Origin of the sequence: Pseudonocardia ailaonensis (assembly GCF_039531635.1) — a bacterium.
Taxonomy (GTDB): Bacteria; Actinomycetota; Actinomycetes; order Mycobacteriales; family Pseudonocardiaceae; genus Pseudonocardia; species Pseudonocardia ailaonensis.
Map to the genome: position 1 here is coordinate 463213 of NZ_BAAAQK010000003.1, position 25842 is coordinate 489054.

The window sequence follows — 25842 nt, forward strand, 5'->3', positions numbered from 1 at the left end:
GCCGCCCGCGCTGATCACGAAATCGTGACCTCCACCGCCCGCGAGCTACGGGACGCCGAGGGCGCGCAGGGCGGCGGTGGTGCCGGCGGCCAGGACCACCACCAGCACGAAGGGCACCTTCAGCAGCGCCGCGGCGCCCCCGACCAGCACCCCGGCCGGTCGCGCCCAGCCGGCGAACCCGCCGGCCTCGGTCAGTGCGGCGGTGGCGACGAGCGCGACGAGCAGCGCGGTGGCGCCGAGGTCCGTGAGCCGGGCGACCCGCTCGGGCAGCGTGACGCGCTTGCGCAGCACGATCCCGGAGAGCCGGACGAGGTAGGTGCCCGCGGCGAGCGCGAGCACGGCGGCCCAGGTCATGCGGGTGCCCCGTCGCCATGCCCGGAACCGTCCGTGCCGCGGCGTCGCTCCTCGGCCGGGTCCGGCTTCCCGGCCAGGACGAGGGCGAGCAGGGCGACGAGCACCGGCAGCCCCGGTGGCAGGAACGGGGTCGCGGCCAGGGCGATCACCGCCGCCCCGATGCCGACCCGCCGCGCGTCCGCCGCCTTGAGCGAGGGCAGCAACAGGGCGAGCAGAGCGGCCGGGAACGCGGCGTCGACCCCGAACGCGTTCGGATCGGGGACGGCCGAACCGCCGAGGATCCCGACGACCGTCCCGATGTTCCACCCGACGAACAGGAGCGCCCCGACCAGCCGGTAGGCCGCCGTCGCCCGCGCACCCGTGCCACGGGCGCGGGCGAACGCGGTGGACTCGTCGATCAGCACGTGGGCGCCGAGGGCACGGGAGAGCGCGCCGCGCCCGACGATCCCGCCGATCGCCAGCCCGAACGGCAGGTGCCGCAGGTTGAGCAGCAGCCCGGCCGCGACCGCCGCCACCGGAGCGCCCCCGGCGGCGACGACCGCGACGGCGAGGAACTGCGATCCGCCGGCGAACACCAGCAGCGACATGGCCATCGTGAGCGTCCAGGGGATGCCCGCGGCAGCGGCGAGCGCCCCGAACGACATGCCGACCACGGTCACCGCCGCGGCCAGCGCGAGCGCGTCCCGGAGGTCGCCGGGAGCGAGCGCCGTTCGTCGAACCGAACACATGGCCGCTACGGTGAACGGAGCGCACGCGTTCGTCAAGCCGAATAGGAGGTCCGATGAACCGAACATGCCGGGGCGCGACCCGGCCCGCCGCGGTCAGCGCGCCCGGGCGCGCGTCGTCGGCGCGCGGCGAGGACGGACGATGAGCGAGCCCGCGGGCGGGACACCCGCACCGCGCCGGTCGCCCGGCGAGGGCCCCCTCGCCGTGATCGCCTCCGCCGTGCGCCGCGAACGCGCCCGGATGGAGCTCTCCCTCGGCGAGCTCGCGCGCCGCGCGGGGATCGCGAAGTCGACGTTGTCCCAGCTCGAGGCGGGTGCCGGCAACCCCAGCGTGGAGACGCTCTGGGCGATCGCCGTGGTGCTCGACGTCCCGTTCTCCCGGCTGGTCGACCCGCCGGTGCGGGCGGTGCGGGTGATCCGGGCCGGCGAGGGCGTCGCGATCCCGAGCGAGCACTCCCCCTTCACCGGCACCCTGCTGGCCGCCTGCCCGCCGGGGGCGCGGCGGGACCTGCACGTCATCACCGCCGAGCCCGGCGCGCCCCGCAGCGCCCACGCCCACATCCCGGGAACGGTCGAACACCTCGTGGTCACCGCGGGGCGGTGGCGGGCAGGTCCTGAGGGCGAGGAGGTCGAGCTCGGCCCGGGCGACTACGCCTGCTTCCCGGGCGACCGGCCACACTCCTACCAGGCGCTCGACGCCGGGACCGCGGGCGTCCTCGTCATGGAGTACGTGTGAGCGGCCGCCCCCGGTAGCCGGGGACGGCCGCTCGGCCGAGGTCCGCGGTCAGCCGGCGCGGACCGCGCCGCTCACCAGCCCGCGCCGCCGCGGGTCGGCCACGCCGCCCGGGGACGAGGTGTCCGCCGGACCGGCGACCGTGGCGTCCGGCGCACCCTCGGTGACCCGGCCGGTGGCGGCACCCACCGAGGTCGCGGCGGCCGCCGAGGCGACGTCGGCCGTGCCCTCCGCCTTGTCCTTCGCGGTGGTCGCGCTCGCGTCGCCCTTGCTGTCGTAGGAGTACTGCTTGACCCAGTCGACGTACATGTAGGACTCCTCCACCTTGCCGCCGCCGTCCGGGAACCAGTCCTGCTGGATGCACAGGTGCATCGGGCCGGGCGGGAGGGTCGAGGTGTCGGTCGTGCGCCACCACTCCTTGCCGTCGACGTAGGCGGCGATGTGGTCCGGCGTCCACTCGACGGCCCAGTTGTGCCACTGGGTGGCGTCGATGTCGACGTCGCCGGAGAGCTGCGAGTTGTCGTGGCCGTAGTGCAGGAACATGTTCGTGGTCTGGCGGGTGTCGTCCATCATCTCCATGAAGTCGACCTCACCGCCGACGGGCCAGTTCTCGGCGTCGGGCCACAGCAGCAGCAGCGCGTGGTAGCTGGGGTCGCTCGCGGGCGACTTCACGCGCGCCTCCCACCGTCCGTACATCTGTCCGGGGTTCCAGGCCATGCCGCCGGTGGCACCGCTGGAGTCGCCCGTGACGGTCAGGTGGCCGTCCTTGACCGAGAACGCGTCCGGGGTCCGCCGGCCGTTGCCGCCGTGCCCGGGGCCGTCGTAGGTGTCCCACTCGTCGCTCAGTGAGGTGCCGTCGAAGGAGTCGACGCGGTTCGGCGTGCCCCAGTCGTGCATCACGGCGGCGCTGGTGTCCGCACCGGCGTCGCCCGAGGGCGCGGGGCAGGGCTGGGCCGGCAGGGTCTGGCCCGCGCCGGGGGTCGCTCCGGCCGCGGGAGCCGGGGTCGGGGCCCCGGGTGCGATGACGGGTGCGGTGCCCGGGGCTGTCGTGGGAGTGCCACCGGCCGCGGGGGTGCTCGGCGTGGCAGCACCGGGGACCGGAGTACCGGGCACGGGCACTGCCGGCACCGCGGGCACCGCGGGCGCTGCGGGCACTGCCGGCACCGCGGGCACCGCGGGCGCTGCGGGCACTGCCGCTGCGGGCGCCGGGAGCGCGGGCAGAGCCGGCACAGGGGCAGCGGCCGGCGCCGCGGGCACGGCCACACCGACGGCGGGGACACCGGCGGCGGGGACGGCCGGCGCGGCCGCCTGGTCGACCGTGGGAGCGGGGGTGGCCGGGGTCTGCCCCGCAGCCTGGTGGATCGCCGCGGACTGCGCCGCCGCGGTCTCCCGCATGGCCGCCGCCTGGTCGGCCGCGGTCCGGCGGAGCGCCGCGGCCCGGTCGGCGATGCTCGAGGCCGGTGCGGTCGCGGCCTGGTGATCGGCGTCCGCCGCCTTCGTGTCCGAGCCCCCGGTACCGGAGTCCCCCGAGCCCGAGGCCTCCTTCCCCGGGTCGCCCGAGCCCGACGTGCCCGTGCCCGAGCCACCCGAGCCGGAGGCGTTGCCGCCCTTGGCCGGATCCGCCGCGGTGCCCGAGCCGGCGCCCGGACCCGCCGGGGCCGTCGGGTCGGCCGGGGCCGTCGGGTCGGCCGGGGCCGACACCGCCGGCGGGCAGGTCGCGGTCGCCGCGGCCGAGGGGTCGGCCGGCGCTGCGAAGGCCGCCACCGACCCCGCGAGCATCGTCGCCACGACGATGCCGCCGATCGTCACGCTTCGCCTCATCGGACTCCTCCACCACTCGAACCACTGCTGTCACAACGGACACTAGAGCGCACACAGTCACCATGAGTCCCTGATTCACCACGTCGTGTGAAGCACCACCGCACCGGGTGACACGCTCCGTCGCGCCCGATTCGACCGGGTCACGGCCATCGGTCGACTCACAGCGACGAACGGGAGTCGAACGTCCGGTCGAGGCCAGCCCTCCTCGGACGGGTGAGATGAGCAGGTCGCGAGGCCCCGGGCGCGATCCCGCACCCGGAAGGCGTCCGGACGGTGGTCGCGACGGTGTTCACGGAGCGCGACCGGCCACCGCAACGGGGCGCTCCGACCGCGCACGCCCCCGCGTCCACACCATGATCGCCGCGGGAGTCACCGTCTGCGGCGCCGTCCGACCCTCCGGGCGCCCTCGTGGCGATCACCCGGAGCACGATCACGACGAGAGCGACCGCACCGCGGCACCGGCAACCGCCCCGTCACGACCGGAGCGATCATCGGGAGGCGGCACCCCCGAGACACGCGAACGCCCCCGCCGGCGGACCGGCGGGGGCGTTCGGGAGAGCTCGGGTCAGGTCACCAGCCGCGCTGGGCGTAGCGCTGCTCGGCGGGCAGGTCCGGGATGTTGATGCCCACCATCGCCTCGCCGAGGCCGCGGGAGACCTTGGCGATGACGTCCGGGTCGTCGTGGAACGTCGTGGCCTTCACGATCGCCGCCGCACGCTGGGCCGGGTCGCCGGACTTGAAGATGCCCGAGCCCACGAACACGCCCTCGGCGCCGAGCTGCATCATCATCGCCGCGTCCGCCGGGGTGGCGATGCCACCCGCGGTGAACAGCGTGACCGGCAGCTTCCCGGCCTGCGCGATCTCGGCGACCAGCTGCACGGGGGCCCGCAGCTCCTTGGCGGCGATGAACAGCTCCGCCTCGTCGAGCGTCCCGAGCCGGCGGATGTCCGCGCGGATCTGCCGCATGTGCCGGGTGGCCTCGACGACGTTGCCGGTGCCGGCCTCGCCCTTGGAGCGGATCATCGCCGCGCCCTCGGAGATGCGGCGCAGTGCCTCGCCCAGGTTCGTCGCACCGCAGACGAAGGGCACCGTGAAGGCCCACTTGTCGATGTGGTGCGCCTCGTCCGCCGGGGTGAGGACCTCGGACTCGTCGACGTAGTCGACGCCCAGGGACTGCAGGACCTGCGCCTCGACGAAGTGCCCGATGCGCGCCTTCGCCATGACCGGGATGGAGACGGCCTCGATGATCCCCTGGATCATGTCCGGGTCGCTCATGCGCGCCACGCCGCCCTGGGCGCGGATGTCCGCGGGAACCCGCTCGAGGGCCATGACGGCGACGGCACCGGCGTCCTCGGCGATCTTCGCCTGCTCGGGCGTGACCACGTCCATGATCACGCCGCCCTTGAGCATCTCCGCCATCCCGCGCTTGACGCGGGCGGTGCCCAGTTCGTGACCGGCCTGCTCGGACGACACTGTGGTGCTCCTTGTTCTCGACGACTGTGGGACTCGACGACGGTGGGACTCGACGACGGTGAGCCCTCGACGACCCTGCACGACGACTCCGGCCGGGCTCCGCGCCCGGAGGGCGTGGACGAGCGGCCCGTTCGATGGTACGCGTCGGCCCTGCGCGCTCTCGCCGCCGGATCCGCCCGGCGGGACCCGGTCAGCCGACCGGGTCCGGCCTGGTCGGGGGCACGATCAGCGTCGGAGCGGCGAACGGGGGCGGCACCGCGGCCGCGGGCGGGTCGGCGATCTCGACGTAGCCGGGAAGCGGTGCGGTGCCGTACAGGCGCAGCCAGCGCACCAGCCGCCGGGAGCGCAGACCCAGGGTGTCCCGGACCGCGTCGTTGTGGACGCGCCGGGCCAGCAGGACGAGCTGCTCGGCGTCGGCGATCTCGGTGAGCAGCGCGAGGGGCAGCGCGGAACGGTCGACGCCGCCGAGGCTGCGGGTGAGGGCGTTCTCCACCAGCTCGCGGGCGTGGATGCCGTCCTCCGCCCGGCGCGGCAGGCCCTGCACCGCCCCTCCCCCGGCGGCCAGGGCCACGGCGCGCAGGTCGGGCCGGCCGAGCACGTCCGCGACCCGCAGCCCGACCTCCGCCCGCCTGGCCAGCGCGGACTCCAGGCCGACCCGCGCCGCGTCCGTGCGCTGGTGGAGCCGGTCGAGCCGGCGCACACGGGCCACGCACAGCACCGTCACCCAGACCACGACGACGAGCGCGACGGCCACGCCCAGGGCGACGAGCCCCGACGGCAGCCCGGTCACGCCGGCCGCACCACCTGGCGCGGGTCCGCGGCGATCGCCGCCTGGTAGACCTGCAGCACCTGGGCCGCGACGACCGGCCAGTCGTACGTCTCCGCCCGCTGCCGCCCGGCCGCGGACAGCGCGGCCCGGCGCAGCGGGTCCGCGAGCAGCCCGCCCAGGGCCGCGGCCAGTGCGGCCGCATCGCCCGGCGGGACGAGCACGCCCGCGCCGTCGACGACCCGGCGGAAGGACTCGAGGTCGCTGGCCACGACGGGCGCGCCGGCGGCCATGGCCTCGGTCAGCACCATGCCGAAGCTCTCCCCGCCCAGGTTGGGGGCGCAGAACACGTCGACCGAGCGCAGCGCGGCGGCCTTGGTCCGCTCGTCGACCGCACCGAGGATCTCGAGCCGGTCCGCCACCGGCCCGGCCTCGCGCCGCAGGTCGTCCGGGTTGCCCCGGCCCACGACCAGCAGCCGCGCGTCGAGCTCGCGCAGGGCGGGATCCTGCAGCGCCGACAGCAGTACCGGCATGCCCTTGCGGGGCTCGGTGAACCGCCCGACGAACCCGATCGTCGGTGTCCGCGGGTACCTCGGGAGCAGCGGGCCGCGGGCGAACCGGGCGACGTCCACGCCGTTGGGGATCTCGGTCGCGTCCCCCCCGAGGTGCTCCACCTGCACCCGGCGGGCCAGCGTGGACACCGCGATCCGCGCCGTGACCTTCTCCATGAGCGGCCGCAGCACCCCACCGAACGCCTGCAGCGTGCGGGAGCGCTCGGTGGAGGTGTGGAAGGTGGCGACGATCGGCCCCTCGGCGGCGAGCAGCGCCAGCACCGAGACCGAGAAGGTGGTGGGTTCGTGCAGGTGGACGACGTCGAAGCGGTTCGCGGCGAGCCACCGCTTGGCCCGCGCGTAGGTCACCGGGCCGAACGTCACCCGCGCCACGGACCCGTTGTAGGGCACGCCGAGCGCCTTGCCGGCCGGGGTGACGAAGTCCGGGACGACCGTGTCCTCGTCCGCCGGGGCGAGCACGGACACGTCGTGACCCAGCGAGCGCAGCGCCCGGGCCAGGTCGACGACGTGCGCCTGCACCCCGCCCGGCACCGCGAGCGAGTAGGGGCACACGATCCCGATCTTCACCTGGCCGCGATCCTCACCGGGTCAGCTCCTGCAGCATGTGCCAGTCCTGCGGGTACCGGGAGATGTGCTCCTCGAAGTGTCGCGCCAGCTCGACGGTCGCCTTCGGCACACCCGCCCGGTCCGGCACCGGGATGGGCGCGGAGATCGTGGCGCCCCAGCCGCCGGGGGTGAAGAAGGGGCCGATGGCGTGCAGCTGGGCGCCGGTGAGCGCGGCGAGCGTGGCGGGCCCGGCCGGGAACCGGACCGTCTCGCCGAAGAACGGTGCCTCGATGCCGGTACCGGTGAGGTCCCGGTCCGCGACCAGGCAGACCATCCCGCCGGCCCGCAGCCGCCGGGTGAGCGCGAGGTGGGCGCGCCGGCCGTCGTCCTGCGCCACGATCTCGAAGCCGAGCGACTCGCGGTAGCCGACGAACCGCCGGTAGAGCGACTCCGGCTGCAGCCGCTGCGCGACCGTCGTCATCTCCGGGGTCAGGCCCCGGCGGCGCATCTCCTCGATGATGTAGACGCCGGCCGCGTCCCAGTTGCCCGCGTGGGGCAGGGCGAACACGACGCCGCGGCCCTCGAGCATGGCCTCCATCGCGCTGTCGACGCCCGTGGTGTGCGGGGCCATGCCGGCGTGGACGCGGACCGGGTCGAGGGCGGGGAGCCGGAACGCCTCGTTCCAGTAGCGCGCGTAGCTGCGCATCCCGGCCTTGACCAGGCGGTCGAGCTCGGCCCCGGAGGCGTCCGGACGGACCCGGCGCAGGTTGGCGCGCAGGACCCCGGTCGCCCCGCGGCGGGTGGCCAGGTCGGCTCCGGCGCGGAACACGGCCGCCGCGACCGGCGCGGGGACGTGACGCAACCCCCGCCAGGCCGCCGCGTAGCCGAGCTCCGCGGCCTTCACGCGCTCGTCTCCCGGGCCTGCTCCTGGGCGCTGCGGTACACCAGCCACATCCGCTGGAACACCGTGAACACCGACGCCGCCGCGAGCCCCCACAGCGCCACCTGCAGCGCGTAGGGCACGCCCACACCCTGCAGGAACGTGCCCAGCAGCACGACGATCAGCCGCTCGGCGCGCTCGACCAGCCCGCCGTTCGCGTCCAGCCCCATGCCCTCGGCCCGCGCCTTGACGTACGAGATGAGCTGGCTGCTGACCAGGCAGATCATCGCGGCGACGCCGAGCACCCGCTCGTTCCCGACGCCGAGGCACCACCACGTCAGCCCGGCGAGCAGCGCGCCGTCGGCGATCCGGTCGCAGGTGGAGTCGAGCACCGCACCGAACGGGGTGCCCTTGCCGCGCGCCCGCGCCATGGCGCCGTCGACCAGGTCGAGCAGCACGAACAGGGTGATGATCCAGGGCCCGATCGCCAGCTCGCCGCGCGGCAGGAACCACAGCGCGGCGGCCGAGGCCCCGACCGTCCCGATCACGGTGACGACGTCCGGTGTCACACCTCGCTGCACGAGGGCCCGGCCGACCGGGTCGGTGACGCGGTTGACGTGGACTCGGGCCGAGCCGCTCAACATCGGACGTTCAGCATCGGGTGGGGCCGACTCCTGCCGGGTCTGGCGGACGGGATCCGCGGTGGTCCCGCGGGACGCCAGACTAGTCGGGGCGCACGTCACCGGTCGTGCCGGTCCTCCACGCCGTTCTCAGCGGGCTCCCAGCCCGGCTCCCAGGCCCCGGCCAGCAGCTCGCGCGTCTCGGACAGCAGCTGGGGGATCACCTTCGTCTGCCCGACGACGGCGATGAAGTTCGCGTCCCCGCCCCACCGGGGCACGACGTGCTGGTGCAGGTGCTCGGCCAGCGAGCCGCCGGCCACCGTCCCCAGGTTCAGCCCGGTGTTGAACGCGTGCGGTGCGGACACCTTCTTCATGGCCCGGATCGCGCGCTGGGTGAAGAGCATCAGCTCGTGCGACTCCGCCGGCGTCAGGTCCTCGAGATCGGCGACGTGCCGGTACGGCAGCACCATCAGGTGCCCGGGGTTGTACGGGTGCAGGTTGAGCAGCGCGAACACGCTCTCACCGCGTGCGACGACCAGCCCCTCGTCGTCCGGGAGGGAGGGGATGCGGCAGAACGGGCAGCCGCCCTCCCCGGCCTCCTTGATGTAGGCCAGCCGGTGCGGCGTCCAGAGCCGGCGGAACCCGTCCGGGGTGCCGACCCCGTCCCTCCCCTCGATCTCGGGGGCGTCGTCGGCGGCCTCGTGCACGCGCCCGATCCTAGTCGGGCGTCGGGGCGCCGCCGCCGAGGCCGCCGCGCCGCGTCGCCCTCAGTCGTTGTCGACCCGGAACACCCGGTACTCGACCGCGGGTCCGGGCAGCACCCGCCCCTGACCCAGGAAGACCGTCCGGTTCATCCAGGCGTAGCGCTCGTCGCCCGTCTCGGCCCGTGGCGCGGTGAAGAAGTACTGCGCCCCGTACTCGGTCGCCGGGCCCTCGCCGCCGACCGCGGCCATGACGCCGGGCGAGAGCTCGAGGACGCCGTGGTACTGGATCAGGACGATCGCGCCGTCCGAGGTCTCGAGTGTGGCCCGGACGTCCAGCCGGCCCATCCCGTCCGGCCCGGCCAGCAGCCAGTCCCCGCTCGCGCCGACCAGCCGGCCCTTGACGCGGTCACCCGCGACGTCGCCGCCGGTGACCGTGAAGAGCATCCGCTGCCCGAACGGGCCGGCACCCGCGTCGTGCAGGGCCAGATCGGCGTGCATCTCGAACTCGAGCGCCAGCTTCGGCATCGGGACCACCTCACAACACTGTGATGAGGCCCTCGATGATGGAGCCGGCGTCGGGTGCCTGTCACCCCCCGGCGCGTACGTACAACTGCGCAGTTGCCGCGCTCGCTCAGACCGTGAAGGTCTCGGCGGTGGGGCTGGCGTTGGTCCGGCTCGCGATCCAGGCCGTGATGGCCTCGACCGCCTGCGCGACCGGGATGCCGTTCACCTGGGTGCCGTCGCGGAAGCGGAAGCTGACCGCGCCGGCCTCGACGTCCCGGGCCCCCGCGAGCAGCAGGAAGGGGACCTTCTGCAGCGTGTGGGTGCGGATCTTCTTCTGCATCCGGTCGTCGCCGGCGTCGAGCTCGACCCGCACGCCCTTCGCCTTCAGGGCGGCGACGATCTCCTCGACGGCCGGGACCTGCTCGTCCGTCACCGGGATCGCGACGACCTGGGTCGGGGCGAGCCACGCCGGGAACGCGCCGGCGTAGTGCTCCAGCAGCACGCCGAAGAAGCGCTCGATCGAGCCGAACAGCGCGCGGTGGATCATGACCGGGCGCTTGCGGCTGCCGTCCGACGCCGTGTACTCGAGGTCGAAGCGCTCGGGCAGCATCAGGTCGACCTGGATGGTGGACATCTGCCAGCTGCGGCCGATGGCGTCCTTCGTCTGGACGCTGATCTTCGGCGCGTAGAAGGCGGCGCCACCCGGGTCCTCGGTGAGCTGCAGACCGGTGTCCTCGGCGACCTTGCGCAGGACGGCGGTGGCGCGCTCCCACTCCTCGTCCGACCCGATGGACTTGTCCGGGTTGCGGGTGGAGATCTCCAGGTAGAAGTCGTCGAGCCCGTAGTCCCGCAGCAGACCGAGCACGAAGTCGAGCAGGGAGGCGATCTCGCCCTCCATCTGCTCCTCGGTGCAGTAGATGTGGGCGTCGTCCTGGGTGAAGCCGCGGGCCCGGGTCAGACCGTGGATCACACCGGACTTCTCGTACCGGTACACGGTCCCGAACTCGAAGAGCCGCAGCGGGAGCTCGCGGTAGCTGCGGCCGCGCGCGTCGAAGATCAGGTTGTGCATCGGGCAGTTCATCGGCTTCAGGTAGTAGTCCTGGCCGGGCTTGCGGACGGTCCCGTCGGCGTTCAGCTCCTCGTCGAGGATCATGCCGGGGTACATGCCCTCCTCGTACCACTCGAGGTGGCCGGAGGTGCGGAACAGCTGCCCCTTGGTGATGTGCGGGGTGTTGACGAACTCGTACCCCGCCTCCTCGTGGCGGCGCCGGGAGTAGTCCTCCAGCTCCTTGCGGATCACGCCGCCCTTGGGGTGGAACACCGCGAGGCCCGAGCCGATCTCGTCCGGGAACGAGAACAGGTCGAGCTCGGAGCCCAGCCGGCGGTGGTCGCGGCGCTCGGCCTCGGCGACCCGCTCCAGGTGGGCGTCGAGGGCCTCCTGCGACTCCCAGGCGGTGCCGTAGATGCGCTGGAGCTGCGGGTTCTTCTCACTCCCCCGCCAGTACGCGGCGGCGGAGCGGGTGAGGGTGAACGCCGGGATGTACTTGGTGGTGGGCAGGTGCGGGCCGCGGCAGAGGTCCGACCAGATCGTGTCGCCGGTGTGGGCGTGCACGTTGTCGTAGATCGTCAGCTCGCCACTCGCGTCGACCTCGACCACGTCCTCCTCGGGGCCCTTGAGGTCGATCAGCTCGAGCTTGTACGGCTCGCCGGCGAGCTCCGTGCGCGCCTCGTCCTTGTCGGCGAAGCGGCGCCGCGAGAACCGCTGGCCGGCCTTGATGATCTTCTTCATCGCCGACTCGAGCTTCTTCAGGTCCTCGGGCGTGAAGGGCTTCTCGACGTCGAAGTCGTAGTAGAAGCCGTCCGTGATCGGCGGGCCGATGCCGAGCTTCGCCTCCGGGTACAGCTGCTGCACCGCCTGCGCGAGGACGTGCGCGGCCGAGTGCCGGATCACGCTGCGGCCCTCGTCGGTGTCCGCGGCGACCGGGACGACCTCCGCGTCCGCCTCCGGGGCCCAGGCCAGGTCCCTCAGCGCCCCGTCCGCGTCCTTGACGACGACGATCGCCTGCGGCCCGCTGGTCGGCAGCCCGGCCTCGCGGACCCGGGCGCCCGCCGTGGTCCCGGCCGGCACCAGGACGGGTCCCGATTCAGCCGCGGGCGGGGCGGGGACTGCGGACACGAGGTGCCTCCAGGAAGGTTCCGAACGACGGTGTGCCTCGATGCTAGAGGTGCGCGGCGAACGGGTTTCCCGTGGCACCCGGGCCGATCACTCCCGTCGGCGCGGCACGGCGTGGGCCACCCGGTACGGGTCCGCCTCCTCGTGCTCCTCCTGCTCGATCACCACGCGCCGCGGGGGCGGCGGCTCCCCCGGTACGGCGGGCGCGAACCAGTCCACGGGCCGCGGCGGCTCCGGGAGCGCGGCCGGGCGGGGAGCGAGCCCCCCGGTCGCTGCAGCGGCGGGAACGCGGCGCGGGAGCGGCGGCGCGCCCGCGTCCACGGGCCGGGCGGCGAGCTCCCTGGGGGGCTGTCCTCCCGCTCGCCCCGGCACGGTCCGCCTGCCGTCACCCGGGTGGCCCGGGGGCGCCGCGAGCGCGGCCGGTGCCGGGAGGACCGGGCGCGGTGAGCCGAACGGTTGCGGTGACGCCGCGAAGGCCCGGAACCGGCCGGGGTCCGGTGGGGGTACGGGAGCGCGCTCCTGCGCGGGAGGCGTCACGGGAGCAGGCACTCGGGGCACCGGACCGGACGAGTGGATGCCGGGCGAGTGGATGCCGGGCGATCCGGGGTCCGGGGGAGGTCCGGAACCCGCGGCGGGGGACGAGTGGGGCCGGGGCGGGACCAGGGCGGCGGGGTCGATCCTGTCCAGCGCCCGCCGGACCTTGCGCAGGTTCCGCTCGGGCGGGGCCACGAGCACGGCGAGCACCAGGCCCGGGCCGTACGGGTCCGGGAGGCCGCGGAGCACGTGCAGCGCCGCGGTCCCCTGCCGGATGACGATCTCCGTCGGCGTTCCGCGGACCACCCGGGACAGCACGCCGGACGCGCGCATCACCTCGGCCTGCGCGGCGGCCACGGCCTCGGTCTCGAGCCGTGCCCGCTCCGCGGTCTCCGCGTCGAGCGTGAGCCCGCTCTCCGCGTCGACGAGGACGCAGGCCAGCACGCAGGACTGGCGCAGCACCTCCCTCGCGGCGGTGCGCAGGACTCCGGGGCTACCGGGGATGCCGGGCACGCCGTCGAACCTCCTCGGTGCGGGTCAGCGCTGGGCGTTGGCCTGGAAGTACTGGCTGTCGCCGCCCTGGGCCGGGCGCGCGCCCGCGTTCGGGTGCGACATGTAGAACTCCTGCTCGATGACCTTGAGGTCGCGCCGCGCCATGGCCAGGTTGGCCTGCGCCCGGTTGAGCACCAGGTAGAAGAACAGCTTCTCGTCCGGCAGGCCGCGGATCAGCCGGATCAGGTGGTACTGGTTGTCGAGCGTGATCAGGATGTCCTCGATCTGCTCGCGCAGGTTGAGCTTCTGCGTGACCTCGATCTTGGTGCGGACGACGTCGCTGTTGCCGGGCGCCGCGACCTCGAGGTCGAACTCGGCGCTGCCGCCGCGGGAGCCGAGCGTCATGCCGCTGTCGTAGTCGACGATCGCCACGGCGAAGGCGCCCTTGATGTTGGCCGCCATGTCGAGGGAATGCTCGAGAGAGCTCATGTCTGCCTCCGATCACCGCCTCGGAAATGGTGGAGCCGGCGATCAAGTGGTGGGGTAGGGGAACGGTCAGGCTAGCGTAGGAATTCGGCGGACCGGACCGCGGTCACCGATTCTGCGGATCTTTTCACCGAAGTCATCCGAATGGAGCAGAACCGTTCCGGCGCCCGGTCGTTGCGAGCCCGCCGAGCACCGCCCGCACCTAGCGCAGACGCCGCCGCAGGCCCTCCGCCAACCGCCGCAGCGTCGGGACGTCGGTCGCCCAGGCACGCTCCTGCTCGCCCTCCGGCTCGCGGGGCGGCGGGATGACGGTGTCCTTCCGGCGGCGGGGCAGGGCCGTCCCGTCGCCGTCGGCGGTCCGGGGGGACGGGACCGCCGGCGGCTCCTCCGCGCGGCCCGCCGGGGCCCGTCGGGACCGCGACACCGGCCCGGGAGCCGGCCGCGCGGAAGGTCGGGCCGGGGCGGTCGGGGCTGGGCGGGGCGGGAGCGGGGGGCGCGCCCGATGGGCCGCCGCGAAGAACTCCGCGGCGAGGGAGGCGGAGCGCACCGCCACGGGATCCGGCCCGGGCTCCGGGCGGCGCTCGGCCCGGTCGGCCGCCGCATCGGCAGCGGCCCTCGGTGCGCGCGACCCGCGGCGCGGTCCGCCGTTCGCCGGGCTGCCGCCTACCGGGCCGCCGCTCGCCGACCCACCCTTCGCCTGGCCACCCTTCGCCGGGCTGCTGCTCGCCGCGCCGCTGCCCGCCAGGCCGTCGCTCGCCGGGCCGCCCTTGCCCGGCCGACTGCTCTCCAGGCCAGTGTTCGCCGGGCCACTGTCCGCCAGCTCGCTGCTCGCCGCGCCGCTGACTGCGGCGCGACCGTCTGCCGGGCCGCTGCCTGCGGGGCCACTACCTTCCGAGCTACTGCGTGCCGAGCCGCTGCGTGCCGGGCCGCTGCCGGCCGAACGGCTGCGTGCCGAGCCGGCGGCCGCCGGGCCGGCAGCCGCCGGGACGCCGCTCCCCCGACCACTGCTCGACGGGGTTCCGGCGTCGACGGCCCGCTGATCCACCTCGACGTCGACCGCCGCTGACGGTCGCCGGGGTGCGGAACTGCCGGGATCGGTACCCGCCGCGACGTCACCGCGACCGCCGACACCCGGTGACTCTCGTTGCGCTGCAGAGCTTTCTGTCGCATGACCGGGCGGAGCAACCGCGGCCGGGCGGGAGCGGAGCGGAGCGGATCCCGGAGTGGGCAACGCCGAGATCGCTCCCCCGGTGCGGCCCTGCCGGGAGCCCGGGGCCTGCCGCCGGCTCCGCTGCGGACCACCCTCGACAGCCCTTCCCGGCGCCCGCTGCCCCCTCGACGAGCCGCCGTCCTCGTCGCTCGAGGGTCCCCTGCCCCGCGCGCGGGGCAACCCCTCGCTCAGCCCGTCGGACCCCTCGCGGCCTCGCCCACCCGACGCCGCACGGCCCCGCGCACCCGAAGGCTCACCAACCCGGTCGGCCGTCGGTCCGGCGCCCTGCCCGCTCGACAGCCCGCCGCCCTGCCCGCTCGACGCCCCACCGGCTCGGCGGCTCGACGACCCGCCGCCCTGCCCGCTCGACGACCGGCTGCCCTGCCAATCCGACGGCCCGCTGTACCGCACGCTCGACGACCCGCCGGCCCGCCCGTCCGAGGGCCCGCCGCCCTGCCGCGTCGATGGCCCGCCCCGCTCCACCGACAGGCCACCCCGCACGCTCGGCGCCCCGTTCCGACCGTTCGACTGCTCGCCATCCGGACCGTCCGACGGCCCGCTGGGCAGCCCTCCGCCGGGCGCGCCCGGCGCACCGCGCAACCCGTTCAGCCGGCCACCGCCGTCCCGGCCGACCGGCCGACCGTCAGGCCCCCCGGGAGAGGAGACGCGCGGAGCCGGCACGGCCCTCGGAGCGACGGCGGACGGCAGACCGACCGGGCGCGAGGCCGGGCGGGCGGACCGGCGCGGCGCGACCGACTCGATCTCCCGGAGGACCGCTGCGAGATTCGCCCGGGAGCGGGAGAGCCGGGCGTAGAGGACACCGGCACGGGAGTCGTCGTCGAGCATCACAGGGGCCAGGACCTGAACCGTGCGACGATCGGTCACGACCAGCGTGTGCAGATTTCCGGCGCGCGGGCCCGCAATGTTTCCGGCAGATTGCAGAGCCCCGATGATCCCTTCCGGGGGAATCGGCGGATCCTCACCGGAAGCAGTTTTCACGACTGTCGCCGACCGGCCGTCGAGAACGCATGCGAATGAGACCCCCGCCATTGTCGCCAGGGATCGCAAAACGCTTTCCGGATCGGCCACGCGAAAGTCTCTCACACGGCGAGAGAACTATTGCTCCTCAGCCCCTTCGGGGTACAGCCGATTGGCCCATTCGGCGAGAGGCCACAGGGCTGCACGGTCGTACGCCGGACCCCCGAACGCCAGCCCCCGGAACGGCGGCCCGGCGTCGGGACGCCCCTCTTCCGGGGTCGGTAGGGCGCGGAGAGGATCACGGCCGTTTTCCGCCGACACCGAACCCCTGGCCCGCGCCCTGTCCGGGAGCCGCGCGGCGGCCGATCGACGTCGCCTCATGATCACGCATTCGGCCGTACGTGATACGCCTGAACGGATCAGCTCGTTTCCGCGTGACGGCCCCCTCGAGCCGAGCCCAGGGAACTCGACGAGCGGTCGCGTGGGGACACGGCGCGGCGGCTGCCCCGGAGCCGATCCGGCAGCCGGTCGGTCCGCGGTGGCACCCGGCGCCGCCGGATGGTCCCCTGTTCCCATGACGAGCACGCCCGCCGCCGAGTTCCGGGCCGCGGTCGAGCGCGGTGACGCCGACGCCGCGACCGACCTCTTCATCGACCACGCCCGGTTCCACTCGCCGATCGTCCACCGCCCCTACGAGGGCCGGGAGGCGTTGCGGGCGATCCTGCGCGCCGTGGTGCAGGTCTTCGAGGACTTCCGGTACACCGCCGAGTACCAGGGCGAGGGCGGGCACGTGCTGGTCTTCGAGGCCCGCGTGGGCGACCGGGCACTCGAGGGGGTCGACATCCTCCGCGAGCGGGACGGGCGCCTGGCCGAGCTCACCGTCATGATCCGCCCCTACTCCGCCGCGACCGCGCTGCGCGAGCGGATGGCCGCGCTACTGCCCCCGCACTGACCACGGCATCCGCGCCGGCCCGTCCCCTGTTCCGCGCCGTACACGGCCCCCCGGCGCCGCACAGGGGTGCGGGTCCGTGGGCACCGCACCCGGGATCGCGGTCCGCACCAGGGCGATGCCGTCGTGGCGGCGGACCGCGCGTCGACCTTCCTGCCGTCGAGCGTGATCGACCCGCGAGCCGAGGGATCCGGCGGGCGGTGCGCGGCGCCGCTGGTCGCCGGTCGGCGGGCCCGGGCCGGTCCGCTCACATCCGGACGGCGGATCGCCGGCCCGCCGTGATCACGCAGGGTTGCCGGTCACCCCGCCGAAGCCCTGGTCCGGTGCCGTCATTCGGGTGAGTTCGACCTGTGGCCGCACCGCCCCCCGGGCGTCGCCGTTGACCCCTCTGACGACGACGTGGAGCCCGAACGGAGTGAACGGGTGCTCCGCACGGACCAACCCCGCCCGACCGAGGGCGTGGCCGCGACGAGAGGGGAACGAGCGTGCCCGCTGGAGGTCAGGGCCCGGCACAGCGCCCGGGCGCGCCCCGGCAGCCGGAACCCCGTACCTCGCAGCACCCCTCCTCGCCGCACTCCTCCTCGCCGCATGCCCCGTCGGCACAGGTCCACCCGGCGCAGGTCCACTCGGCACAGCCCGTCTCGTCGCAGTTCGCCTCGTCGCAGTTCGCCTCGTCGCGGCCCGCCTCGGCTCAGTCCCTCTCGTCGCCACACCCCGGTCCCGGTGCCCCGGGCCGGCCCGGAGCGGCCCGCCAGGCCCGGTCCCGCTCCACCCATCCGTCGTTCCCGTCGGTCCAGGGCGCCTCCCATCGTCCGGCACCGGGTCGCCCCGCATCCCCGGCGCAGTCCGGGCCGCGCCACGCCTCCCCCACCCCGGACGGCCGCCACCCCTCCTTCCCGCCGATCCCGCGCCCGACGCCCGACCGTCCCCCGGCCCCCCGGCCCGCGCCCGAACGCCCGTCGGCCCCCCGCCCGGCAGCGGAGCGCCCGTCGCCGCCCCGCGCCCGCAGCCCCGAGCACTCCCCGGCCGACCGTCGCACCCCGAAGGCCGCCACGGACGGCCGCACCACGGCCGGCCCCGCGGGCAGCAGCGCCACGGACGCACCCACCGGCCACCGCGCCACGGACGCCCCCTCCGGGCGACACACCCCAGACGCCCCCTCCGGGCGACACACCACGGACGCACCGACCGCCCACCGCACCTCGGGCACGCCCACCGAGCGCCGCACAGGAGGAGACGCTCGCCGCCGAGCCGCAGACTCCCCCGCCCACACCCCCACCTCGACACGTGCGGCCGGGGCCCGCCGCACCGCCTCCTCGTCGGGCAGCCGCACCACGTCCTCGTCGGACACCCGCACCACCACCCCGTCGGACAGCCGCACCACGTCCTCGTCGGACACCCGCACCACCACCCCGTCCGACAGCCGCACCGCGACCCCGCCGGACACCCGCTCCGCCGCCACCGCGGCCGCCCGCAGCGCGTCGACCGACCACACCCCCACCCCCACCCGTCGCCGCAGCCACCGCTCCGGGCGCCGTCGTGCCGCCGGGGTCGCCTGGTGGCAGACCCCCGACCAGCGCGGCCGGCGCGGCGCCGCGACCACCCGCGCCACCGCCGTCGGCACCGCGCAGGCGGAGGCCGAACCCACCGGCCCCACCGGCCCGCTCGCCCTGCTGCGCCGCCGCTTCGGCCCCACCGCCCATCGTCGGCCGCTCACCACGGCGGAGCGCGCGGCCCGCCGGCGGCGCCGGATCAGGTGGGGCCTGCTCGGCGGTCTCGGTGCGGTGGTCCTGCTGCCGCTGCTCCTGCTGGGGATCGGCTGGATCGCGTTCGCGATCCCCACCGCCGACGACGCCGTCAACAACCAGGTGGCGACGATCTCCTACGCCGACGGCGCCGACCTCACCCGGCTCGTGCCCGAGGCGGGCAACCGCACGAAGGTCACGACCGACCAGATCCCGGTCCAGGTGCGCGAGGCGGTGCTGGCCGCGGAGGACCGCACCTTCTACTCGAACCCCGGCTTCGACCTCTCCGGCATCCTGCGCGCGGCCTGGAGCCAGCTCCAGGGCGGCGTCGGAGGCGGCTCGACGATCACCCAGCAGTACGTGAAGAACGCGCTCGTCGGCGACCAGGTGTCGTTGTGGCGCAAGTACAAAGAGCTCATCGTGAGCCTGAAGGTGAGCCAGGAGAAGTCGAAGGACGAGATCCTCACCGACTACCTCAACACCATCTACTTCGGACGCGGCGCCTACGGCATCCAGTCCGCCTCGCAGGCGTACTTCGGCAAGGACGTGGGGCAGCTGACGCCCGCGGAAGGTGCGTTGCTGGCCGGCGTCATCCAGTCGCCGTCGCGGTGGGATCCCGCCATCGACCCGCAGAAGGCGGTGCAGCGCTGGGGGTTCGTGATGGACGGCATGGTGAGCCAGGGCTGGCTGAGCCCGTCCCAACGCGACGCCGCGACGTTCCCGGCGACCCAGCAGCGCAAGCCGATGTCCAGCGGCTCGTTCGGCGACAGCCGCGGCCACCTCGTCACGGCCGTCAAGTCCGAGCTGGACTCGCTCGGCATCACCGACCAGGAGTTCGCCCAGGGCGGCCTGCAGATCACCACCACGATCGACGCCGACCAGCAGGACCGCGCGGTCGCCTCGGCGCAGAAGGCGCTCGCCGGGCAGCCGGACAACCTGCGCTCGTCGGTCGTCGCGATCGACCCGAAGACCGGCGCGATCACGGCGTACTACGGCGGCGACAACGGCGTCGGGCTGGACTACGCGCAGGTCAAGAAGCAGCCGGGATCCACCTTCAAGCCGTTCGTGGTGCTGGCGGCGCTGATGCACGATCCGCCGATCGGGCTCGGCACGGTGTTCGACGGCAAGGAGGAGACGGGCCTGCGCAACGCCGACGGCGCCGACTGCGACCGCTGCGACATCAAGCAGGCGATGACGTTGTCCAACAACGTCATCTTCACCAAGCTCGCCGCGAAGGTCGGGCCGGACGCGGTGGCCTCTGCCGCCCGCGCCGCCGGCATCACCTCCCCGCTGACCAATCCGGACGCCCGGCTCGCCCTGGGCAACAAGGAGGTCAGCCCGCTCGAGCTGGCCTCGGCCTACGCGACGATCGCCGGCGGCGGGGTGTGGCACGCCCCGCACCTGGTCTCCAAGGTGGTGACGTCCGACGGCCGGGTGCTCTACCAGGCTCCCGACTCCGGCGGCGAGCGGCGCTTCCCGGAGCAGGTGGCGCGCAATGTCGTCGAGGCGATGAGCGGGGTCGCCCCGGCGGACGGGCTCACCATCGGCCGCCCCGTCGCCGGCAAGACCGGCACCGTGCAGTCCCGGTTCGAGGGCCAGAACAACGACGCCTGGTTCTCCGGCTTCACGCCCGACCTGGCGACGACGGTGTGGGTCGGCACGGACATGAACTCGCCGATCAAGACGTCGTCGGGCACCCCGATCGAGGGCGCGACGATGCCGGGCAAGGTCTGGCAGAACTTCATGCAGCAGGCCACGGCGGACGAGCCGGCGAGCCAGCAGAGCTTCGGCACGTTCCGCCCGATCGGCACCCCGCCGTCCGACCTGCCCCCGAACGCCCCCGAGCAGGCCTCGGCGAGCGCCGCGCCGAGCAGCAGCGCTCCCCCGTCGGCGTCGGTCGAGGCCACCCCGGTCGACCCGGCCGCCCCGAGCGCCCTACCGCAACCGGGCTCCGGGGCCGTCCCGACCACCGAGCCGGAACCGCCGCGCCGCAACGCGGACCCCGGCCAGGGGCGTTCGCCCACCACACCGCAACGCACGACGACGACCGCGCCGCCCCCCGCCCAGGACTGCTCCCTGCGCCCCTGCGGTTAGCCCAGCGCTTCCAGGTCCTCGCTCGGGAGCACCAGCGTCGCCCGGTCCCTGGTCGCGCGGACCCGGACGGCGTTCGGGCCGTCGACCCGCTCCGCCCACTCCGCCGCCTCCGCCGGGGCCTTGCCGAAGCGGATGTGGCGGGCCACCAGGCGGTCGAGCCGCAGATCCTCGCGGAGGTCGCAGAACCACACCTCGTCGAGCTCGGCGGCAACCGCCGGCCACGGGTCGTCCGGGAGCAGCAGGTAGTTGCCCTCGGTCACGATCAGGCGGGCGTCCGGTGGCACGCCGATCGCCCCGGCGAGCGGCTGTTCGAGCTCCCGCTCGAAGGCGGGCGCCCACACCGTGCCGGGCTCGCCGGACCGCAGCCGGCGCAGCAGGGCGAGGTAGCCCGCGGCGTCGAAGGTGTCCGGGGCGCCCTTGCGGTCCCGGCGGCCGAGCCGATCCAGCGCGACGTCGGCCAGGTGGAAGCCGTCCATCGGCACGTGCACCGCGCCCTCGACCCGCGCGGCGAGGTGCTCGGCGAGGGTCGACTTGCCCGAGCCGGGTGCCCCGGCGATCCCGAGCAGCGCGGGACCGGGCCGGGCGGCGAGCGCGCGGGCCCGGTCGAGCAGGTCGGTCACGAGACCCGCACGGCCAGCACCACCACGTCGTCTCCGGTGTCGGCGGTGCTGCCGGTGACGAGGTGCTCGCAGAAGGCCTGCAGCTCGAGGCCCGCCCCGGACCGCACCAGCGCCAGCAGGTCCCGGGCCGCGCGGTCGTCCGGGTCGTTGCGGCGCTCGGCCAGCCCGTCCGTGTGCAGGACGAGCGTGGCCCCCGCCGGCAGGGTGATCTCCTGGTCGTGGCGCAGCCGGTCCGGGTCCACCCCGAGGACGACGTCCACCGCACCCCCGAGGAACGAGGCCGTGCCGTCCGCCTCCAGGAGCACCGGCACCGGGTGCCCGGCGTTGGACCAGCGGAAGAGCCGCTGCTCGCCGCGCAGCAGGATCCGCCCGTGCAGCAGCGTGGTGAACCGCGTGACGTCGAGCTGCGAGGCCACCCGGTCCAGCCGGCGCAGCACGTCCGACGGGGCGCCGTCCGTGTCGTAGGCCAGCGCGCGCAGCATGCTGCGGAGCTGGCCCATGGTCGCGGCGGCGGCGAGGTCGTGCCCCGCGACGTCCCCGACGGTCAGGGCGAGGTCGCCGAACGGGAGGCGGAACACGTCGTACCAGTCGCCGCCGACCTCGACGTCCGCGGCCGCCGGTCGGTACCGGGCCGCGACGTCGATGCCGCCGATCCCGATGTCCGCCATGACCGGAGGCTCGGTGAGCATCGACTCCTGCAGGGCCAGGGACACCTGCCGGGTGCGCTGGAAGCGCCGGCCGTGCTCCACCGCGGCGGACGCCCGGGCGGCCAGCTCGGTGACCAGGGCCAGGTCGTCGCGGGTGTAGGCGGGGCGGTCGCCGCAGGCCGCGAACAGCAGCCCGGCGATCACCCGGCCGCCGGACAGGACCGGGGCGACCAGGCGGGAGTTCATCCCGACCCGGAGGCTCCACTCGAGCATCTGCGGGGTGCCGTCCCAGTGTGCGGAGTCCGGCGGCCCCTGCTCCAGCTCCGGCTGCCCGGTCCGCACGGAACGGGCGAGCGGGTGGCCGGGGCCGAACTCGAAGCGCGCGGACCGGTCGCTCCCGCCCGGCACCGGCGGGAGGCCCTCCCGCGCCCTGGTGACCGACCGGCGGCCGTGCACCGCGCGGCCCGGCTCGAGGCCGTCCTGCTCGTCGACCAGGTAGACCCGGCACAGGTCGGCGAACTCGGGGACGACGGCGTCGGCGAGCGCGAGCAGCTCGGTCTCCGGGTCGAGGGCCCGATTCACGGCCAGGGTCGCGCCGGCCAGGACGTCGAGCCGGTGGCGCGAGCGGCGCTCGTCGTCGATGTCGGTCTCGGTGCCCACCCACTCCAGCAGCCGCCCGTCCTCGCGCACCGGCTCGGCGCGCGAGCGGAACCAGCGCCAGCCGCGGGCCGTCCGCAGGCGATGGACGTGCTCGAAGCCGCCCGGGCCGCCCGACCCGGCCCGCGCCACCGCCGCCTGCCAGCCCTCGCGCTTGCCCTCCCGGTCGTCCGGGTGCACCGCGTCGAGGAAGCCCCAGCCGCGGTACTCCGCCTCGCTCTGCCCGGTGACCGCCCGGAAGCTGGGCGAGTCCTCGCTCGCGCTGCCGTCCGGCTCCCGGATCCAGACCGCGGACGCCGTCGCGTCGACCAGGCTGCGGTAGCGGCGCAGCAGCTGCTCGCGGGCGGTGGCCACCTCGGCCAGCTCGCGGCGGGTCCGCTCGGCCTCGGTGATGTCCGAGACCACGAGGCCGACGCCCTGGATGCTCCCGTCCGAGCCGTGCACCGGATAGCAGTTGATGACCCACGACTGCTCGGGGCCGGTGCCGTGCCAGAGCCGCCCGGTGACCCGGACGTCGGTCTGTGGCGCGTCCTCGGCGAGGGCGCGCCGCAGCACCTCCCCGATCCGGCCGCCGGTCTCGCCGTGGACCTCCTCGACCGTGCGCCCGTCGCGCTCGTCGGAGGTGCCGCCGTCGATCGCGGTCACGGCGGAGTTGACGCGGCGGTAGCGCAGCTCGGTGTCGAAGTACGCCAGGCCCACCGGGGCGTTCTGCCACAGGGCGTCGAGCAGCGAGAACGCCTCGGCGCCCGCCTGCGCGTCCGCCTGCTCCTGCAGGATCCCGACGACCGCGACCTCGCCCTCCCCCGGCCCGGCGTGCACCCAGAGGCTCCGGCCCGTGGGCACCTCGGCGGGCAGCGGAAGGCTGACCCGGCTGCGGCAGGCGGCGGCGAACATCTCGCGCACCGCGCGCAGGTCCACCGGGCGGCGCTCGGGCCGCAGACCGCTGCGGCCCAGGGCCTCCCCCGCACCCCAGCCGGTGAGCCGCTCGGCCTCGGGGCTCCAGAGCAGGACGGCGCCGTGGGCGTCGAGGGCGAAGATGCCGGCCGGCAGCCGCGCCACGACCCCGCCCACCGGCACCCCGTGCCGCGCGGGCTCGGGTGCCGGCCTGCGCAGCGGCCCGGTCATGCGCGCATTATGGACGTCGGCGGGCGCCGGCGACACGGGGCATACTCCCCCCGTGGACTCGGACGAGTTCGTCGAGCGGCCCCCGGCACCGGCCCTGCGCCGCTACGTCCGGCGACTGCAGGGCTACCGGGAGTACAGCGCGCGGCCCCGGCGGCGCCTGCAGGCCCCGGTGGGCTCGTGCGCGCTGATCCTGAGCTTCGGCGAGCGCCTGCGCCTCTACGGACCGGCCGGCCCGACCGTCGCCCGGTCCTTCCTCGCCGGCATGCACGACGCCGCCGTGCGCACCGAGTTCCACGGCCACCAGGCCGGTATGCAGGTGGATCTCTCGCCGCTGGGGGCGTTCGTGCTGCTGCGCCGGCCGATGGCGGAGCTGACCAACGAGGTCCCGGAGCTCGACCTGCTCGACGATCCGGAGCTCGCCGCCCTCGCCGACCGGCTGGCCGGCGACCCCGGCTGGGCCGCCCGGTTCGCCCGACTCGAGTCCTTCCTCGGCGCCCGGCTGCTCGCGGGCGCCGCCCGCGAGCCCGATCCGGAGGTCGCCCACGCCTGGCAGCTGCTCGTCCACCGATCGGGCGACGTCGGGATCGAGGCCCTCGCCGCCGAGACGGGCTGGAGCCGCCGGCACCTGCTGACCCGTTTCCGCAGCCAGGTCGGCCTCGCCCCCAAGACCGCCGCGCGGGTGCTGCGGTTCGAGCGGGCGAGCCGGCTCGTCGTCGCCCGGCCGGATCTCGCCGGGGTCGCGGCGGACTGCGGCTACTCCGACCAGGCCCACCTGACCCGGGAGTTCCGGGCGCTCGCCGGCGTCACCCCGACCGGGTACCGGCGCGCATTCCTTCAAGACGCGCCGGTCACGGCGTCCTAGGTTGGCCGCCATGGGAATCCACGTGACACTGCGCTACACCGATCCGCGGGCGGCGCTCGACTTCCTCACCGGCACCCTCGGGCTCGTCCCCGGCCACGTCATGACCGCGGACGACGGCTCCGTCGGTCACGCCGAGGTGTACTGGGAGGACACCGCGGTGATGATCGGGACGCGGGGTGGGGACGAGCGCTTCGACACCGGCCGCGCCGTCCTCTACCTGACGACCGACGACCCGGACACGCTGCACGACAAGGCCGTCGGCGCGGGTGCGGAGCTCGTGTACGGGCTCACCGACCAGTCCTACGGCTCGCGCGAGTTCGCGGTCGCCGACCCCGAGGGCAACGTGTGGTGCTTCGGGACGTACCGGCCGTCGCCCCCGTGAGCGCCGTCGACCGGCTGCGGGGGATCTGCCTCGCCCTGCCCGAGGCCTCGGAGAAGGTCAGCCACGGCGAGCCGACCTGGTTCGTGCGCAAGGTGTTCGTGTCGCTGTCCGACCACCACCACGACGACCGCGTCGGGTTCTGGTGCGCCGCACCGCCCGGCGTCCAGGAGGAGCTGGTGGCGGCGGACCCGGTGCGGTTCTTCCGGCCGCCGTACGTGGGGCACCGCGGCTGGCTCGGCGTGTACCTCGACGTGCCGCTGTCCGAGGAGGACTGGACGGAGATCGGCGGCATCGTCCGCGACGCCTACCTGTGTGTGGCCCCGAAGAAGCTCGCCGCGCAGGTGCGAGACTCGGGAGCGTGATCGAGCTCGACGGGTACCGCTACGAGTACGACGACGTCCCCGGCAGTGCCGACGCCGGACCCGCGCTGCTGTTCCTGCACGAGGGGCTGGGCTCGGTCGGGCTGTGGAAGGGCCTCCCGCAGCGGATCGCCGCCGCGACCGGCCGCCGCGCCGTCGCCTACTCCCGCCTCGGGCACGGCTTCTCCGACCTCCCGCCGGCCCCGCGCACCCCCGACTTCATGACGACCGAGGCCCGGACCGTCGTGCCGCGGCTGGTCGAGGCACTCGGCCTGGGCGAGCCGGTCCTGGTGGGGCACAGCGACGGCGGCTCGATCGCGCTGCTCGCGGCCGCCGCGCTCCCCGTCTCCGGGCTGGTCGTGCTGGCCCCGCACGTGCTCGTGGAACCGATGGCGCTGAAGGCGATCGAGGCCGCCCGTGAGGCGTTCGACGGCGGCGACCTGGCCGCCCGCATGGCCCGCCACCACCGCGACGCCGAGGTGACCTTCCGGAACTGGAACGACGTGTGGCTCGATCCGGCCTTCGCGGACTGGGACATCCGCGGCGAGCTCACCGGGATCACCTGCCCCGTCCTGGGCATCCAGGGCGACGACGACCCCTACGGCACGGACGTCCACGTCCTCGCGGTCCGCGAGGCCGCCCAGGGCCCCGTCGACCTCCTCCTCCCCCACGCGGGCCACGCCCCCCACCTCGACCGCCCCGCCCTCGTCGACGGCACGATCACCACCTGGCTGGGCTCCACGGACTGAGCGAACGGCGCTCTCGCTCATACCTAATGAACGAGCGGCCCGTTCACCGCCGCGGGTCCGCCGAGGCCCCCCGCTGCTCCGG

Annotated in this window: 23 protein-coding genes; 7 read left to right on the forward strand and 16 right to left on the reverse strand. The window is 75.1% G+C overall.

Annotated features, from left to right (window positions below):
* Positions 1-45: 45 nt before the first annotated feature.
* Together ABD324_RS04905 and ABD324_RS04910 are read right to left on the reverse strand one after the other, a co-directional pair.
* Positions 46-354 (reverse strand): AzlD domain-containing protein, encoded by a 309-nt coding sequence (locus ABD324_RS04905; protein ID WP_344412767.1) that lies wholly within the window; start codon positions 352-354, stop codon positions 46-48.
* The gene (locus ABD324_RS04910) at positions 351-1082 is read right to left on the reverse strand and encodes an AzlC family ABC transporter permease (RefSeq protein WP_344412769.1); all 732 of its coding nucleotides are present in this window, start codon (positions 1080-1082) and stop codon (positions 351-353) included. Before ABD324_RS04910 ends, ABD324_RS04905 begins: the two co-directional genes overlap by 4 nt.
* A gap of 139 nt (positions 1083-1221) precedes the next feature.
* Between ABD324_RS04910 and ABD324_RS04915 the strand changes: the two genes are divergently transcribed.
* Entirely contained in the window at positions 1222-1815 is a 594-nt protein-coding gene (locus ABD324_RS04915) for a helix-turn-helix domain-containing protein (protein WP_344412771.1), read from the forward strand.
* Positions 1816-1863: 48 nt separating this feature from the next.
* Here ABD324_RS04915 and ABD324_RS04920 read toward each other — a convergent pair whose 3' ends face one another.
* The 12 genes from ABD324_RS04920 to ABD324_RS04975 form a co-directional block, all read right to left on the reverse strand.
* Positions 1864-3633: a glycoside hydrolase family 16 protein gene (locus ABD324_RS04920; protein ID WP_344412774.1), complete on the reverse strand. Its 1770-nt coding sequence runs from the start codon at positions 3631-3633 to the stop codon at positions 1864-1866.
* A 570-nt stretch (positions 3634-4203) separates the two neighbouring features.
* Positions 4204-5106, reverse strand: coding sequence for a pyridoxal 5'-phosphate synthase lyase subunit PdxS (gene pdxS / locus ABD324_RS04925; protein ID WP_344412776.1), 903 nt, complete (start codon positions 5104-5106; stop codon positions 4204-4206).
* Positions 5107-5296: 190 nt separating this feature from the next.
* On the reverse strand, positions 5297-5896 hold the full coding sequence (locus ABD324_RS04930) for an NUDIX hydrolase (RefSeq protein WP_425565729.1): 600 nt from the start codon (positions 5894-5896) through the stop codon (positions 5297-5299).
* On the reverse strand, positions 5893-7011 hold the full coding sequence (locus ABD324_RS04935; protein ID WP_344412778.1) for a glycosyltransferase family 4 protein: 1119 nt from the start codon (positions 7009-7011) through the stop codon (positions 5893-5895). Before ABD324_RS04935 ends, ABD324_RS04930 begins: the two co-directional genes overlap by 4 nt.
* Positions 7012-7024: 13 nt before the next feature.
* A complete protein-coding gene (locus ABD324_RS04940) occupies positions 7025-7894 on the reverse strand; it encodes a phosphatidylinositol mannoside acyltransferase (protein ID WP_344412780.1) in 870 nt (289 codons plus the stop codon).
* The gene (gene pgsA / locus ABD324_RS04945) at positions 7891-8514 is read right to left on the reverse strand and encodes a phosphatidylinositol phosphate synthase (RefSeq protein WP_344412782.1); all 624 of its coding nucleotides are present in this window, start codon (positions 8512-8514) and stop codon (positions 7891-7893) included. The genes ABD324_RS04940 and pgsA overlap by 4 nt, the downstream gene beginning before the upstream one ends.
* A 95-nt stretch (positions 8515-8609) precedes the next feature.
* Complete coding sequence (locus ABD324_RS04950; RefSeq protein ID WP_344413435.1) at positions 8610-9206, reverse strand: HIT family protein; 597 nt, start codon at positions 9204-9206, stop codon at positions 8610-8612.
* Between the two features lie 51 nt (positions 9207-9257).
* On the reverse strand, positions 9258-9719 hold the full coding sequence (locus ABD324_RS04955) for a DUF3237 domain-containing protein (RefSeq protein WP_344412784.1): 462 nt from the start codon (positions 9717-9719) through the stop codon (positions 9258-9260).
* Positions 9720-9825: 106 nt separating this feature from the next.
* Positions 9826-11874 carry a threonine--tRNA ligase gene (gene thrS / locus ABD324_RS04960; RefSeq protein ID WP_344412786.1) on the reverse strand — a complete coding sequence of 683 codons (2049 nt, stop codon included), beginning with the start codon at positions 11872-11874 and terminating at the stop codon, positions 9826-9828.
* 87 nt (positions 11875-11961) lie between these two features.
* Positions 11962-12918 carry a hypothetical protein gene (locus ABD324_RS04965; RefSeq protein ID WP_344412788.1) on the reverse strand — a complete coding sequence of 319 codons (957 nt, stop codon included), beginning with the start codon at positions 12916-12918 and terminating at the stop codon, positions 11962-11964.
* A 24-nt stretch (positions 12919-12942) separates the two neighbouring features.
* Positions 12943-13386, reverse strand: a complete 444-nt coding sequence (locus tag ABD324_RS04970; protein WP_344412790.1) for a hypothetical protein — start codon at positions 13384-13386, stop codon at positions 12943-12945.
* A 199-nt stretch (positions 13387-13585) separates the two neighbouring features.
* Complete coding sequence (locus ABD324_RS04975; protein WP_344412792.1) at positions 13586-13807, reverse strand: hypothetical protein; 222 nt, start codon at positions 13805-13807, stop codon at positions 13586-13588.
* 2338 nt (positions 13808-16145) lie between these two features.
* On the opposite strand from ABD324_RS04975, the gene ABD324_RS04980 reads away from it, so the two are divergent.
* Complete coding sequence (locus ABD324_RS04980; protein WP_344412794.1) at positions 16146-16523, forward strand: nuclear transport factor 2 family protein; 378 nt, start codon at positions 16146-16148, stop codon at positions 16521-16523.
* A 482-nt stretch (positions 16524-17005) separates the two neighbouring features.
* Positions 17006-20359 (forward strand): transglycosylase domain-containing protein, encoded by a 3354-nt coding sequence (locus ABD324_RS04985; RefSeq protein WP_344412796.1) that lies wholly within the window; start codon positions 17006-17008, stop codon positions 20357-20359.
* On the opposite strand, the gene ABD324_RS04990 is transcribed toward ABD324_RS04985, so the two are convergent.
* Complete coding sequence (locus tag ABD324_RS04990; protein ID WP_344412798.1) at positions 20356-20979, reverse strand: nucleoside/nucleotide kinase family protein; 624 nt, start codon at positions 20977-20979, stop codon at positions 20356-20358. The genes ABD324_RS04985 and ABD324_RS04990 overlap by 4 nt on opposite strands.
* Positions 20976-23408: a SpoIIE family protein phosphatase gene (locus ABD324_RS04995; RefSeq protein ID WP_344412800.1), complete on the reverse strand. Its 2433-nt coding sequence runs from the start codon at positions 23406-23408 to the stop codon at positions 20976-20978. The genes ABD324_RS04990 and ABD324_RS04995 overlap by 4 nt, the downstream gene beginning before the upstream one ends.
* 52 nt (positions 23409-23460) lie before the next feature.
* Here ABD324_RS04995 and ABD324_RS05000 point away from each other — a divergent pair, with 52 nt between their 5' ends.
* The 4 genes from ABD324_RS05000 to ABD324_RS05015 are packed head-to-tail and all read left to right on the forward strand — an operon-like array spanning position 23461 to position 25760.
* Complete coding sequence (locus ABD324_RS05000; protein WP_344412802.1) at positions 23461-24270, forward strand: AraC family transcriptional regulator; 810 nt, start codon at positions 23461-23463, stop codon at positions 24268-24270.
* Positions 24271-24280: 10 nt separating this feature from the next.
* A complete protein-coding gene (locus tag ABD324_RS05005; protein WP_344412804.1) occupies positions 24281-24652 on the forward strand; it encodes a VOC family protein in 372 nt (123 codons plus the stop codon).
* Positions 24649-25014 (forward strand): MmcQ/YjbR family DNA-binding protein, encoded by a 366-nt coding sequence (locus ABD324_RS05010; RefSeq protein ID WP_344412806.1) that lies wholly within the window; start codon positions 24649-24651, stop codon positions 25012-25014. The genes ABD324_RS05005 and ABD324_RS05010 overlap by 4 nt, the downstream gene beginning before the upstream one ends.
* The gene (locus ABD324_RS05015; protein ID WP_344412808.1) at positions 25011-25760 is read left to right on the forward strand and encodes an alpha/beta fold hydrolase; all 750 of its coding nucleotides are present in this window, start codon (positions 25011-25013) and stop codon (positions 25758-25760) included. The genes ABD324_RS05010 and ABD324_RS05015 overlap by 4 nt, the downstream gene beginning before the upstream one ends.
* The last annotated feature ends 82 nt before the right edge of the window (positions 25761-25842 follow it).

Excerpts from the sequence above, each read along its gene's own strand:
- ABD324_RS04920 (WP_344412774.1), bottom strand. The coding sequence starts at position 3,633 with ATGAGGCGAAGCGTGACGATCGGCGGCATCGTCGTGGCGACGATGCTC.
- ABD324_RS04980 (WP_344412794.1), top strand. The coding sequence starts at position 16,146 with ATGACGAGCACGCCCGCCGCCGAGTTCCGGGCCGCGGTCGAGCGCGGT.
- pgsA (WP_344412782.1), bottom strand. The coding sequence starts at position 8,514 with ATGTTGAGCGGCTCGGCCCGAGTCCACGTCAACCGCGTCACCGACCCG.
- ABD324_RS04995 (WP_344412800.1), bottom strand. The coding sequence starts at position 23,408 with ATGACCGGGCCGCTGCGCAGGCCGGCACCCGAGCCCGCGCGGCACGGG.
- ABD324_RS05005 (WP_344412804.1), top strand. The coding sequence starts at position 24,281 with ATGGGAATCCACGTGACACTGCGCTACACCGATCCGCGGGCGGCGCTC.
- ABD324_RS04910 (WP_344412769.1), bottom strand. The coding sequence starts at position 1,082 with ATGTGTTCGGTTCGACGAACGGCGCTCGCTCCCGGCGACCTCCGGGAC.
- ABD324_RS04970 (WP_344412790.1), bottom strand. The coding sequence starts at position 13,386 with ATGAGCTCTCTCGAGCATTCCCTCGACATGGCGGCCAACATCAAGGGC.
- ABD324_RS04905 (WP_344412767.1), bottom strand. The coding sequence starts at position 354 with ATGACCTGGGCCGCCGTGCTCGCGCTCGCCGCGGGCACCTACCTCGTC.
- ABD324_RS04955 (WP_344412784.1), bottom strand. The coding sequence starts at position 9,719 with ATGCCGAAGCTGGCGCTCGAGTTCGAGATGCACGCCGATCTGGCCCTG.
- ABD324_RS04915 (WP_344412771.1), top strand. The coding sequence starts at position 1,222 with ATGAGCGAGCCCGCGGGCGGGACACCCGCACCGCGCCGGTCGCCCGGC.